The organism is Pantoea sp. JK (assembly GCF_026130245.1).
Taxonomy (GTDB): Bacteria; Pseudomonadota; Gammaproteobacteria; order Enterobacterales; family Enterobacteriaceae; genus Pantoea; species Pantoea trifolii.
On record NZ_JAINFN010000006.1, the window covers coordinates 137,062 to 150,611 of the forward strand.

General features: G+C 55.8%; 8 protein-coding genes. 4 read left to right on the forward strand and 4 right to left on the reverse strand.

Features of this window, described 5'->3' with window-relative positions:
• The first annotated feature begins 264 nt into the window (after nucleotides 1-264).
• The 4 genes from PanJK_RS14690 to PanJK_RS14705 all read left to right on the forward strand — a co-directional run bounded on the left by PanJK_RS14690 (nucleotide 265) and on the right by PanJK_RS14705 (nucleotide 7,302).
• Nucleotides 265-999: a gluconate 2-dehydrogenase subunit 3 family protein gene (locus PanJK_RS14690; protein WP_101762365.1), complete on the forward strand. Its 735-nt coding sequence runs from the start codon at nucleotides 265-267 to the stop codon at nucleotides 997-999.
• A 2-nt stretch (nucleotides 1,000-1,001) separates the two neighbouring features.
• Complete coding sequence (locus PanJK_RS14695; RefSeq protein WP_256698180.1) at nucleotides 1,002-2,786, forward strand: GMC family oxidoreductase; 1,785 nt, start codon at nucleotides 1,002-1,004, stop codon at nucleotides 2,784-2,786.
• An 11-nt stretch (nucleotides 2,787-2,797) separates the two neighbouring features.
• Nucleotides 2,798-4,117: a c-type cytochrome gene (locus PanJK_RS14700; RefSeq protein WP_265300711.1), complete on the forward strand. Its 1,320-nt coding sequence runs from the start codon at nucleotides 2,798-2,800 to the stop codon at nucleotides 4,115-4,117.
• 329 nt (nucleotides 4,118-4,446) lie between these two features.
• Nucleotides 4,447-7,302, forward strand: coding sequence for an Ig-like domain-containing protein (locus PanJK_RS14705; RefSeq protein WP_265300713.1), 2,856 nt, complete (start codon nucleotides 4,447-4,449; stop codon nucleotides 7,300-7,302).
• A gap of 50 nt (nucleotides 7,303-7,352) precedes the next feature.
• Here PanJK_RS14705 and PanJK_RS14710 read toward each other — a convergent pair whose 3' ends face one another.
• The 4 genes from PanJK_RS14710 to PanJK_RS14725 all read right to left on the reverse strand — a co-directional run bounded on the left by PanJK_RS14710 (nucleotide 7,353) and on the right by PanJK_RS14725 (nucleotide 13,457).
• Complete coding sequence (locus tag PanJK_RS14710; RefSeq protein ID WP_265300715.1) at nucleotides 7,353-8,780, reverse strand: MFS transporter; 1,428 nt, start codon at nucleotides 8,778-8,780, stop codon at nucleotides 7,353-7,355.
• 190 nt (nucleotides 8,781-8,970) lie between these two features.
• Nucleotides 8,971-10,491 carry a p-aminobenzoyl-glutamate transporter gene (abgT, locus tag PanJK_RS14715; protein WP_265300717.1) on the reverse strand — a complete coding sequence of 507 codons (1,521 nt, stop codon included), beginning with the start codon at nucleotides 10,489-10,491 and terminating at the stop codon, nucleotides 8,971-8,973.
• 210 nt (nucleotides 10,492-10,701) lie between these two features.
• The gene (locus PanJK_RS14720) at nucleotides 10,702-12,147 is read right to left on the reverse strand and encodes a M20 family metallopeptidase (protein WP_265300719.1); all 1,446 of its coding nucleotides are present in this window, start codon (nucleotides 12,145-12,147) and stop codon (nucleotides 10,702-10,704) included.
• A complete protein-coding gene (locus PanJK_RS14725) occupies nucleotides 12,144-13,457 on the reverse strand; it encodes an amidohydrolase (protein ID WP_265300721.1) in 1,314 nt (437 codons plus the stop codon). Before PanJK_RS14725 ends, PanJK_RS14720 begins: the two co-directional genes overlap by 4 nt.
• Nucleotides 13,458-13,550 lie beyond the last annotated feature (93 nt).

Genomic DNA, 13,550 nt, shown 5'->3' on the forward strand with positions numbered 1-13,550 from the left:
CGCTTCAGACCTCTATCTGTCTGTTGTCGGTTGTATCTGACGATGACAGCTTCGCCGCTGCGATGTAAAGCGACAGCGGCAATTGTTAAGTAATTAGTGCGAATTTGTTTCTAAGAACTAAATTATCCACAGCAATGGTGTTACAATATTTGCACTGTTACCGGTAACAGTGCTGCTGTATCCCTTAAGCTATCAATTAAAAAAACAATACAACGCAACTACTTAACTTTCATGCCGCATTATATGTGGTACTGAGGCAATGTCATGTCAGAACAAAAAAATGGTCACACTCGCAGGGATTTTCTGCTGAGAACCATCACCCTGGCGCCGGCAATGGCGGTGGGCAGTACAGCGATGGGCGCACTGGTGGCACCGATGGCCGCTGGGGCAGCAGAACAAAACGCATCACCACAACAGGCGCGTAGCTACCAGCCCACCTGGTTCACCGCCGAAGAGTTTGCCTTTATCACCGCGGCCGTGGCGCGCCTGATTCCCAACGATGAACGCGGTCCTGGCGCACTTGAAGCTGGCGTGCCGGAGTTTATCGATCGTCAAATGAACACGCCGTATGCCACCGGTAACAACTGGTACATGCAAGGCCCGTTCAATCCCGATCTGCCGAAAGAGTTGGGTTATCAGCTGCCGCTGGTACCGCAGCAGATCTACCGTCTCGGCCTCGCCGATGCCGATGGCTGGAGCAAAAAGCAGCATGGCAAAGTGTTTGCTGAGCTGACGGGCGAGCAGCAAGATGCGCTGCTGACCGCGTTTGAAAGCGGCACGGCCGAATTCCCGCAGCTGCCAGCGAAAACCTTCTTCTCCTTCCTGCTGCAAAACACCCGCGAGGGTTATTTCAGCGATCCGATCCACGGCGGCAACCAGGGCATGGTGGGCTGGAAGCTGATTGGCTTCCCCGGCGCGCGCGCTGACTTTATGGATTGGGTGGAACGCGGTGAACGTTATCCGTTCCCGTCAGTGGATATTCGCGGGGAGAGGACGTAAGCGTGGCAAATGAATTGAAAAAAGTGGATGCGGTCGTCGTCGGTTTCGGCTGGGCGGGTGCCATCATGGCGAAAGAGCTGACCGAAGCGGGCCTGAATGTGGTGGCGCTGGAGCGCGGTCCGCATCGCGATACCTATCCGGATGGATCTTATCCGCAGTCAATTGACGAACTGACCTATAACATCCGCAAAAAGCTGTTCCAGGATCTGTCGAAAAGCACCGTCACCATCCGTCATGATGCCTCGCAAACCGCCGTACCTTATCGCCAGCTGGCGGCGTTCCTGCCTGGCACCGGCACCGGCGGCGCCGGTCTGCACTGGTCAGGCGTGCATTTCCGCGTTGACCCGGTTGAGCTGAACCTGCGTAGCCATTACGAGCAGCGTTACGGTAAAAATTTCATTCCGGAAGGCATGACGATTCAGGATTTCGGCGTCAATTATGACGAGCTGGAACCCTTCTTCGATCAGGCCGAGAAAGTGTTCGGCACCTCGGGCAGCGCCTGGTCAATTAAAGGCAAGCTGCTGGGCAAAGAGAAGGGTGGTAACCCGTACGCGCCCGATCGTTCCAGCGATTTCCCGCTGCCGGCGCAGAAGCGCACCTACTCGGCACAACTGTTCGCGCAAGCGGCGGAATCAGTGGGTTATCACCCTTATGATATGCCGTCGGCCAACACCTCAGGCCCGTACACCAACACTTACGGCGCACAGATGGGCCCGTGCAACTTCTGCGGTTTCTGCAGCGGTTACGCCTGCTATATGTATTCCAAAGCTTCGCCGAACGTCAACATCCTGCCCGCGCTGCGCCAGGAACCGAAGTTCGAGCTGCGCAACAACGCCTACGTGCTGCGCGTTAATCTCACCGACGATAAAAAACGCGCCACCGGCGTGACCTATCTCGATGGCCAGGGCCGCGAAGTGGTGCAGCCTGCGGATCTGGTAATCCTGTCGGCATTCCAGTTCCACAACGTGCATCTGATGCTGCTTTCCGGCATCGGCAAGCCGTATAACCCGATTTCCAACGAAGGTGTGGTCGGTCGTAACTTCGCCTATCAGAACATTTCGACGCTGAAAGCGCTGTTCGACAAAAACACCACCACCAACCCGTTTATCGGTGCCGGTGGCGCAGGTGTGGCGGTGGATGATTTCAACGCCGATAACTTCGATCACGGCCCGCACGGCTTTGTTGGCGGTTCGCCATTCTGGGTCAATCAGGCCGGTACCAAGCCGATCTCTGGTTTGCCGACGCCGAAGGGCACGCCAAACTGGGGCAGCCAGTGGAAATCGGCGGTCGCGGATACCTACAACCATCACATCTCGATGGATGCGCACGGCGCGCACCAGTCTTATCGCGCCAACTATCTCGATCTCGATCCTAACTACAAAGATGCCTACGGCCAGCCGCTGCTGCGTATGACCTTTGACTGGCAGGATAACGACATCAAGATGGCGCAGTTCATGATCGGCAAAATGCGCAAAATCACCGAAGCGATGAACCCGAAAATGATCATCGGCGGCGCGAAAGGACCGGGCTCGCACTTCGATACCACCGTCTATCAAACCACGCACATGAGCGGCGGCGCGATCATGGGTGAAGATCCGAAAACCAGCGCGGTGAACCGTTATCTGCAGAGCTGGGATGTGTCGAACGTGTTTGTGCCAGGCGCTTCGGCGTTCCCGCAGGGACTCGGCTACAACCCAACGGGCATGGTCGCCGCGTTGACCTATTGGTCTGCCAAAGCGATTCGTGAACAGTATCTGAAAAACCCCGGCCCGCTGGTACAGGCATAAGGAACACGGCGATGATCAAAAGCATTTTAGCCCTGTTTCTGGGCACGATGACGTTCGCCGCAGTGGCGGACGAAGCAGGTTCGGACGCGCTGGTGAAGCGCGGTGAGTATCTGGCGCGCGCGGGCGACTGCGTGGCCTGTCACAGCACCGAAGGCGGTAAACCCTTTGCCGGTGGACTGCCGATGGCGACGCCGATCGGCACCATCTACTCCACCAACATCACGCCGGACAAAGCCAACGGGATTGGCGATTACAGCTATGACGACTTCCAGAAAGCGGTGCGTCACGGCGTAGCGAAAAACGGCGACACGCTCTATCCGGCGATGCCGTATCCGTCTTACGCGGTGGTCAGCGATGACGACATGAAGGCGCTCTACGCCTACTTCATGCACGGCGTGCAGCCGGTGGCGCAGGCGAACAAAGAGAGCGACATTCCGTGGCCGCTGTCGATGCGTTGGCCATTAGCCATCTGGCGCGGCATCTTTGCGCCGGACGTGAAAGCGTTCCAGCCGGCGGCACAGGAAGATCCCCAGTTGGCACGCGGTCGCTATCTGGTGGAAGGTCTCGGCCACTGTGGTGCTTGCCATACGCCGCGTAGCATCACCATGCAGGAAAAAGCGCTCAACAACGGCGAAGGTAACAACTATCTCGCTGGCAGCAGCGCGCCGATTGATGGCTGGACCGCCAGTAACCTGCGTGGCGACAACCGCGATGGTTTAGGCCGCTGGAGCGAAGACGATCTCAAGCAGTTCCTGCGCTTTGGCCGCAACGATCACACCGCGGTGTTTGGTGGCATGACCGATGTGGTGCAGCACAGCCTGCAGTATCTGAGCGATGACGATATCAGCGCGATTGCTAAGTATCTGAAATCCCTCGGCGCGAAAGATCCAAATCAGGCGGTGTTTAAGCAGGATGATGCGGTGTCTCAGGCGTTGTGGAAAGGTGACGACAGCCAGCCTGGCGCATCGACTTATGTCGATAGCTGCGCGGCGTGCCACAAAACCGACGGCAGCGGCTATCAGCGCTTCTACCCCGCGCTGCGCGGCAATCCGGTGGTGATGGCGGATGACCCGACCTCGCTGATTCATATCGTATTGGTTGGCGGCACCTTGCCAGGCGTAAAAGGCGCACCCACGGCGATCACCATGCCGGCGTTCGGCTGGCGCCTGAACGATCAGCAGGTGGCGGATGTGGTGAACTTTATCCGTGGCAGCTGGGGCAATGGCGTGAAGTCGAGCGTGTCGGCGAAAGATGTGGCCGAACTGCGTAAAGACGAAACCGTGCAGCCGAAGCAGGGTAATGCAGATATTAAGGTGTTGGAAGGGCAGTAAAATGACAGGAGGCCAGTGTGGCCTCCTTTCTACTATTTTTTAGTACTCATCATTTCATTAATGAATAATCCTATTTCATGGTCATTTTTAAATTCTGTATTGTTTAACCTCCCGCAAAACACATTTCTAAATATTATTTAATTTCTCATTGGTAACTGAATAAAAATTATCGCTTAATTGTCGAAAGACTTGTCTTGTGTATAATTTTTGTTGGGGTTTTTTATTGCTTTCAAGACCTTTCTGTTTTAATACCGAATGTTAATTATTTAAAAATCCTTTTGCTATTGCTGTTTTTCATATTTTCAACGCTTTAATTAAAAGGAATTTTTATGTCAACTGCCTATGATCCTATGTTGCCTGGTTTTGAAAACTGGGTTAATACGCCCTATCAATACTGGAAATCTAATGCTCCCGATGCTAAGGATGGCATCGTCGAGCTCGTTATTAATGGGAAAAAATTCACTTCAAAAATAGACGCGAATGGCGATTGGGAATTTCAGTTGCCACTGCAATTAGCTGAAGGCGGCCATAATCTTTCCATTCGCTATGTTGATCTCGCCGGGAACTATGGCGATGTTTATCAGACACGCATTAATGTCGATCTTAGCGCACCGGATAAGCCGGGTATTACGCGCATTATGGATGATGTTGGGAGCGTTAAGGGGCCCGTAGGAGACAAGGGATTTACTGATGACCGTAAACCGACGATTTCTGGCTATGCCGAGCCAGACAGTATTGTTCGTGTGTACAGCAATGGCTTCTTGTTGGGTAGTGTACAGGCGGCGAAAAATGGCCAGTGGACAATGGAACCTAAATTGCGTGATGGCGAACAACGCATCTACGTCACCGCTACCGATCGTTTTGGCCAGGTCAGTGAAGATTCTGATGTCTTCACGCTGTTTGTAAATGTACCCACCATCAATAAACCTCAATTGCTGGAGGTGTATGACAATTACGGCCTGGAAACCGGTGTCATCAAACATGGTGAGAGCACGGATGATCTTCGTCCATCATTGCGAGGTAATGCGCCAGTTGGCGCCGAATCCGTTCATATTTATGTCAAAGGAAAACGCGTTGGTATTGCTCCGGTTGAGAATGGAAAGTGGGCTTGGGAAGCAAGCTCAGATGTACTGCACTATGGCAAAAACAGCATTACTCTGCGTTCGCAGAATAGTCGAGGTGAATTAAGCCAGCCAACCGCAGCGTTTGACGTGATTGCAGTTGCCCCCACTACGGTGAAGATTGAGTATGCATGGGATAATTTTGGTGATGCACAGGGTAAACTCGCTTCTGGTGCTGATACCGATGATTTAACCCCAGCCTTTAGTGGCAGTGCTGAAGCTCACAGTATTGTCTACCTTCATGCGCGTCATCAGAATGGCAGTTGGTCCCTCAAAGGCAGTGCCGTAGCCGATGCAAACGGATTCTGGAATATTGAAGTAGCCAAACTGACTAACGGCAATGGCGTCTATGATTTTCAGGCATCCAACTCAACAAGTTATAACGGTAAGAGTGGCGAATTCTCTCTCCAGATCAATACATATGTGCAACCCGTCATTGAATCTGCCTACGACAACAATGGTCTGAAACAGGGCACCATCCAGAATGGTGGCCGAACCGACGACCTGACGCCAACCCTGAAAGGGCATGCCTCTGCGGGCGCGATTGTCTACATTCATGTGAAGTATGAAAGCGGCGCATGGTGGGTAAGCGGCAGTACGAAAGCGGATGCCAAAGGTGAATGGTCATATGATATGCCGCAGTTGCCTTACCACAGCAACTACGATTTCCAGGCATCCGGCAGCACGGTACGCGATCCAAAAGCGTCGACTTTCACGCTGTATGCGGGTCCAGACGCGCAGATTGCGCCGGTCATTGATTACCTCATCGACAACAACGGGCTGAAACAGGGCACTATCCAGAATGGTGGCCGAACCGACGACCTGACGCCAACCCTGAAAGGGCATGCCTCTGCGGGCGCGATTGTCTACATTCATGTGAAGTATGAAAGCGGCGCATGGTGGGTAAGCGGCAGTACGAAAGCGGATGCCAAAGGTGAATGGTCATATGATATGCCGCAGTTGCCTTACCACAGCAACTACGATTTCCAGGCATCCGGCAGCACGGTACGCGATCCAAAAGCGTCGACTTTCACGCTGTATGCGGGTCCAGACGCGCAGATTGCGCCGGTCATTGATACCGCATATGACAACAATGGTAAGCTTCAGGGCACCATCCAGAATGGTGGCCGAACCGACGACCTGACGCCAACCCTGAAAGGGCATGCCTCTGCGGGCGCGATTGTGTACGTTCATACTAAGCATGAAAACGGCAATTGGTGGATAAGTGGCAGCACGAACGCCAACGCTAAAGGAGAGTGGGCATATGATATGCCGCAGTTGACTACCTACGGCACCTACACATTCCAGGTATCCGGCAGTGCGGTACGTGATCCAAGCTCCGCCTTTCTCTCGCTGTATGCAGCGCCTGACAGCAGGATTGTCCCGGTCATTGTTACTGCCCATGACAACAATGGTCTGCTCCAGGGCAATATTGTTAATGGTGGCCGTACTGATGATCTGACGCCAACCCTGAAAGGCTATACATCGGCTAATAGCACCGTCTACATTCATGCCAGACATGACAACGGCAAATGGTGGGTCAGTGGCAGTACCAAAGCTAACGCCAATGGCGAATGGACATTTACTACACCGCAGCTCACCTCCTACGGCACGCACGATTTCCAGGTATCCGGTAGCACGGTACGTGATCCTAACGCGGCTATGTTCACCTTTGACGCTAAACCCGATAGCTTTGCATCCAAAATGAATGAAATTTCATCCGATTACTTAGCTGACTTAATCGCAGCCAGCAACCAAAAATCGGTAGTGAATATGGTCAAAATCAGCTCTGGGAATACGCTCAACATTAATGTCAGTGACATCCTCAGTGCGGGTAGCAAAGATCTCTTTATTCAGGATGGAAAAACGCAATTGGTGGTGAAAGGAAACAAAAATGATGTCATTAAGCTAGATGACTTATTAGGCAATGGCATTGATGAAGGTGATTGGCATCGCCAAAAGGGTAAGGTGTCAGTGGCTGGTTTGAAATATCAGGTATACAGCCACGACGGTTTGGATGTGGAATTGCTGGTACAACAGGGCGTGAAAATCGATCTGATTTAACCACTTCTCATCATGGCGGCCAAGTTGGCCGCCATTTTCTTTAATACTCTTCAAATATTCTCCAAATCCATCCCACGGGTTTTCGGCCCGTAAATTCCTACCGACAGCATCACCATCAACATACTCAGCACGATAAAGGCGATCACGCCCTGGCTGCCGGCATACTGCAAAATAATGCCAATCAAAATACTGCTGAACACCGTCGACAGGCGGCTAAACGAGTAGCAGAAACCCACCGCGCGGGCGCGAATGTGCGTCGGGAAAATCTCGGTTTGATAAGCGTGATAGCTAAAGGTCAGCCATGCGTTGCTGTAGGTGATCAGGAAGCCGCAGATGATCATCAGCACCGGATTGGTCATAAACGCAAACAGCGTGCCGAACACCACCGTCATCAGCGATGAAAACACGATCTGCCATTTGTTCTCGAGCTTGTCGGCGTAGCGACTGCAAATCAGCGAGCCGAGCGGGTAGGCCAGCGTAATGAAAAACGCATACAGCAGGCTATGTGTGACGGTCGCGCCTTTGCCCGACAGCAGCGCGGGCAGCCAGTTGCCGAAGCCAAAAAAGCCAATCGCCTGAAAGAAGTTCATCACCACCAGCATCAGCGTGCGCTTGCGATAGGCTGGTGCCCAAATCTCGCTGAAACGCCCTTGCTTAGGTTGCTCAGGTGCGAACTGTCCCCCATCCCGGCCTTCCCCCACCAGTGGGGGAAGGGGAGAAGAAATACCACAGCGCTTTTCCATTGCGCTCAAAACCTGATGCGCTTCCTGATGCCGTCCTTGTTGTGCCAGCCAGCGCGCGGATTCCGGCAGGTTTTTACGAATCAGCCAGATCACCAGCGAGCAGACCGCACCGGCAATCACCACCCAGCGCCAGCCTTCAAGGCTAAGAATGGTTTGCGGCACCAGCCACCACGACATCAGCGCCACCGCCGGTACCGACAGGAACTGGATAAAGAAGGAGAAGGCGAACGCGCGGCTGCGCAGATGCGCCGGTACCCATTCGGAAAGATAGGTATCGATGGTCACCAGCTCAACGCCAAGGCCAACGCCCACGAGGAAGCGGAACAGGATGATCATCTCCGCGCTTTGCTGGAACGCCATCAGCAGCGAAAACGCGCCGTACCACGCCAGCGCGCACATAAAGGTCAGGCGGCGGCCAAAACGGTCGGCGTAGGGCGCAAGCAAACTCGCGCCGACAAACAGGCCAAGGAAAGTCGCGGAGGCAAATGCCGCCTGATCGGCGACGCCGAACACGCCGGCAGAACCGGTATGAAACACGCCCGCCGCCACCAGGCCGGAGCTGATGTAGCCGGTTTCAAACAGATCGTAGAGCTCAAAGAAGCCGCCCAGCGCCAGTAGCGTGATAAAGCGCCACAGACCGGCAGAAGAGGGCAGCGCATCAATGCGCCCGGCTAAGGTGCGGCGATCCGCACTGATGTGGTCGTTCGCCATCCCTGTCGACGTGATTGTTGTCATTGTTGTGTAAACCTCGGTGTTTGCAGAACCCGCTGACGGCTGAGATGGGTTTTAAAAATAATTAACCGTTAGCAAGCGAAGGAATAGCAGGATAATAAATTCGCTGAGCGTTGCCGAGAGGCGGGACGGTGACATTTTGGCAACATACGTTGCAGTTCACAGAAAAGGAGTCGCCATCCGTGGCGCAGGCTTAGTGCAGGCTCGGATAGACGCCCGGACCGATCGGTAAACCGAGCGCATACCACGCCAGCAGCAGCACAATCCAGGTGGTGAAGAACACCAGCGGATAGGGGAAGATCAGCACATAATAGGTGCCCAGCTGTGCATCTTTTTGATAGCGCTGCAGAAAGCCGAGGAACAGCGGCAGGAACGGCGACATCGGTGCCAGCGGCAACACCGCAGAATCGGCGATGCGGAAAATCATCTGCGCAAACGCCGGATGGAAGCCCAGCAGCATAAACATCGGCACAAATACCGGTGCCAGAATCGACCAGATGGCTGAGCCGCTGGCGATAAACATGCACAGGAACGCCGAGAGGAACATCAAGCCCATAAACGCCGGTGCACCGCTAATGCCCGCGCTTTCCAGCACATCTGTCAGGCCGATAGCCATGAACTTGCCCATGTTGCTCCAGTTGAAGAAGGCAACAAACTGCGACAGCGGAAACACCATCACAATAAAGCCCGCCATGCTCTTCATCGGATCCACCAGCAGCTGCGGGATATCATCCGCGTGGCGAATCTGCTTTGTCACCGCGCCATAGGCAATCGCTACCACAAAGAAGAACAGGATGATGATCGGCACAATGCCCTGAATAAACGGCGACGGAATGATACCGCCGGTTTTCGGATTGCGCAGCGGCGCGTGTTCCGGCACCACCAGCAGCGCCATCAGCGCGATAAACACCAGCGCGGCGATACCGGCAGCTTTCAGGCCGCGATTCTCCAGCGCAGTGAGCGGCGGCAGGCGATCGTTGTTGCCGCCGTTCCACGCGGGCAGGCGCGGCTCGACAAATTTGTCGGTCAGCAGCGCACCGGCGATGGTCAGCACAATCACCGAGCTGGCCATAAAGTACCAGTTGTCGATCACGCTAACGTGGACGGTATCGCTCACCGCTTTGGCGGCTTCGCTACTGATGCCGGACAGCAGTACATCGGTGGTGACAATCAGCAGGTTGGCGGTAAAACCGGACGCTACGCCGGCAATCGCCGCCATCAATCCCGCCACCGGATGACGTCCCACCGCGAGGAAGATCAGCGCGCCGAGCGGCGGCATCACCACCAGCGCGGCATCGGACGAAATGTGGCTGAAGAAGGCGATAAACAGCACCATGTAGCTGGCGTAGCGACGACTCACACGCGACGCCATTTTTACCATCAGTGATTGCAGCAGGCCGACTTTTTCCGCCAGGCCCGCACCAATCACCAGCGCCAGAATCGATCCCAACGGCGTAAAGCCGCTGAAGTTTTTAATGATGTTGGGCAGGATCCACTGAATCCCGGCGACGCTTAGCAGGTTGTTTACCCGCACCAGTTCGCCGTTGGCCGGATTTTTCACCGCCACGTCGAGGCTGCTGAGTATGGCGGTGGCCACCATCAGCACCACGATCAAATAGACGAACAGTAAGAATGGATTCGGCACTTTGTTGCCGACGCGTTCAATCCAGCTAAACAGCTTTCCGGGGCTGCGGTTCTCCGTGGTGGCTTCCATAGATCATTCCTCGTCAGTCGTCTTATTGTGTTTGCAAGCCCTTCATACTTCGAGCTGCAGGTGCGTTGGCTGCGTGCGAGCAACCCAGTCACTTACTTGAGTAAGCTCCTGGGGATGCCCGCACTTGCCGCCTTCCTGCAGCTCGAATTATTTTGGGCTGTAGTTTTTATATTTTTTTTAGTCCGCGTTTATAAACGCGAGGGGTAAATCTTAGGACGTTAATTTCGACGGTGTGACATCCGCTGGAATCGGGCAGACGTAAGGCTGCTCGCGGCGCACGCGCTGGAACTCATAGCGGCAGCGCGCCAGCGCCTCGTCATCCTGCAACAAGGTCAGCGCGGTGGCGGCCATCACTTTGGCGGCCAGACACATGCCCTTGTGCGCAATGGACGTGCGGCCTTGCGCCACCAGCTGCCAGGTGTGCAGCGGCGTGCCGAAGGCGAAGCAGGGCGCAAAACACTGCGCGGTGGGCGTCACCCAACTCACATCGCCGACGTCGGTTGAACCGTATAGGATCTCGCGCGTCACCGCATAAGGCGCCACTTCATCCATCAAAATCTTGTCGCCGAGCGCTTCACTCCAGGCAACGCCCGCTTCACCGCCGGTGCGCGCTGCATTGAGACGCGCGTTGCGCAGATCGTCTTTGCTTAGCGTGGATCGCATCTCGGCGGCAAACGCCTGTTCCGCTTCACTGTAATCAGGCAAACCAAACTGATGCAAATAGCGCTCCATCACGCTTTCCAACGCGCGATTCGGCACGTAATTGGAGCAGGCTTTATCAAAGCGCACCGTCATCTGCGTGTCTGTCATCAGGGCCGCGCCTTTGGCGATGTTGATGACGCGCTGATAGATATCCTGCGCCTGATCGAGCTGCGGCGCGCGAATCAGATACAGCACTTCGGCGTCGGCTTGCACCACATTGGGGGAGACGCCGCCGGCATTGGTCACTGCGTAGTGCAGGCGCGCTTCCTGCACGATGTGCTCGCGCAGGAAGTTGGCGCCGGTGTTCATCAGCGTCACCGCATCCAGCGCGCTGCGTCCTAAATGCGGCGAGTTGGCCGCGTGCGCCGCCACGCCTTTGAAGCGGAAGGCGGCCTGAATATTGGCCAGCGTGCTGAGGTTGAACATGCCGCTGAAACCTTCGGGATGCCAGGTCACGGCCGCATCAACATCGTCGAATAAGCCTTCGCGCACCATAAAGGTTTTGCCGGAGCCGCCTTCTTCACCCGGACAGCCGTAAAAGCGCAGCGTGCCGCGCTGGCTGTGCTCGGCCCACCAGGCTTTGATGGCGAAGGCCGCAGCCAAACCGGCGGTGCCGAGCAGATTGTGGCCGCAGCCGTGGCCGTTGCCGTTTTCCACCAGCGGCTGCGGCATGGCGCAACCTGATTGCTGACTCAAACCCGCCAGCGCATCGAACTCGCCGAGAATGGCGATCACCGGTTTGCCGCTGCCAATGCTGGCGATAAACGCGGTGTCGATGTTGCCGACGCCGCGCTCAACGCGAAAACCTTCCTGCTCCAGCGCATCGGCCAGCAGCGCGGAAGACTTTGTCTCTTCAAAGCGGGTTTCCGGTACGTCCCAGATGGCATCGCTGAGGGCGGTAAAACGCGGCTGGTTTTGGTTGATGTAGTGATCGATAAATTCGCTGTGGCTCATCGCTGGCCTCCAAACTGCGCTTGATTGAGGGCCAGCGTCGCCAGCGTCTGTACGGCGGTCGCCATGATCGCTTCGTCGAAATCGAACTTCGCGTTGTGATGGCCTGCCGCCAGATCGCAACCGAAAATCACGTAGGAGGATTGGCCGCCGCGCTGCTGCACGCGCTCCAGCATGTAGGTGGCATCTTCCGAGCCCGCCGCCTGCTGTTTGGTATCGATCACCGAGTTGAAAATGCCCAGCGCCTCGGCCTGCTGGTGGATGAATTCCACCCACGCCGGGCTCGGTGTACAGCTGCGTGCGCCGCCCATCAGCTTGACGTCATACTCCACGCCGTACATCGCCGCCGCACCGGTAATCACACGCAGCGCCTGCTGATAGATATCGTCGTTAACCTGATTGCTGACGCCGCGCGTTTCCACCTTCATCAGCGCGCAGTCGGGCACCACGTTGCGTCCGGTTCCGGCTTGCAATACGCCGACGTTAACGCGCGCCACGCCGCCGCTGTGCTGCGGCAGATTGTGCAGCGCCAGCGTAGCCTGCGCCGCGGCCAGCAGGGCGTTGCGACCCTCTTCCGGTTTGCCACCGGCGTGCGCGCCGACGCCGGTGAAATTGACGTCGAGTTTGGTGGTGGCGAGGAAGCTGTCGCTGCCACAGACGATTTCGCCGGCGGGCACGCCAGTACCAAGATGGATGGCGGTGAACAGATCGACATCATCCACCACACCGGCCGCGACCATCGCTTTCGCCCCGCGCACGCCTTCTTCGGCTGGCTGGAAAATGAGTTTGATGGTGCCGCTCAGCTGCGCTTTCATCTCCATCAACACGCCCGCCAGCGCCAGGCCGATGGTGGTGTGGCCGTCGTGGCCGCAGGCGTGCATCATGCCGGGATTGCAGGAGGCAAAGCCTTCGCGCGTTGGCAGATGATCGGCGGCGCGGCTTTCGTTCTGATCGAGCGCATCCATATCCACGCGGAAACCCATTACCGGGCCAGGACGACCGGTTTCCAGCGTGGCGACCACGCCACAAAATCCGCCGGAGAAGTGCTTAATCCACTGCGGCAGCGCGCCTTGCTCCAGCGCGCGCGCTTCCTGCTGCACCAGCACCTCAGCAGAGGGCAATCCCATGCGCGAGTCGGCATCGATCACCTCGCGGCCCAGCTTGAGTTGATAACCAAGACGATGCAGCTCTTCAGCCACCAGCGTGGCGGTGCGGAACTCCAGCCAGCCCGATTCGGCAAAGTGGTGCAGATCGCGTCGCCAGGCCTGCATCTGCGGGATGCGAGCGTTGACGAGGTCAGAAAGGGTTTTCATCGGCATGTCCTTAGTGTTGGTTTTTTATGCATTCATCCGAATCTACACATTGGTTTTGCCGCGCATAAGATGCGAATATCTTGTTACTGATAA

Coding starts and splice junctions, on each gene's coding strand:
- PanJK_RS14690 (WP_101762365.1), top strand. CDS start 265: ATGTCAGAACAAAAAAATGGTCACACTCGCAGGGATTTTCTGCTGAGA.
- PanJK_RS14700 (WP_265300711.1), top strand. CDS start 2,798: ATGATCAAAAGCATTTTAGCCCTGTTTCTGGGCACGATGACGTTCGCC.
- PanJK_RS14705 (WP_265300713.1), top strand. CDS start 4,447: ATGTCAACTGCCTATGATCCTATGTTGCCTGGTTTTGAAAACTGGGTT.
- PanJK_RS14710 (WP_265300715.1), bottom strand. CDS start 8,780: ATGACAACAATCACGTCGACAGGGATGGCGAACGACCACATCAGTGCG.
- abgT (WP_265300717.1), bottom strand. CDS start 10,491: ATGGAAGCCACCACGGAGAACCGCAGCCCCGGAAAGCTGTTTAGCTGG.
- PanJK_RS14720 (WP_265300719.1), bottom strand. CDS start 12,147: ATGAGCCACAGCGAATTTATCGATCACTACATCAACCAAAACCAGCCG.
- PanJK_RS14725 (WP_265300721.1), bottom strand. CDS start 13,457: ATGAAAACCCTTTCTGACCTCGTCAACGCTCGCATCCCGCAGATGCAG.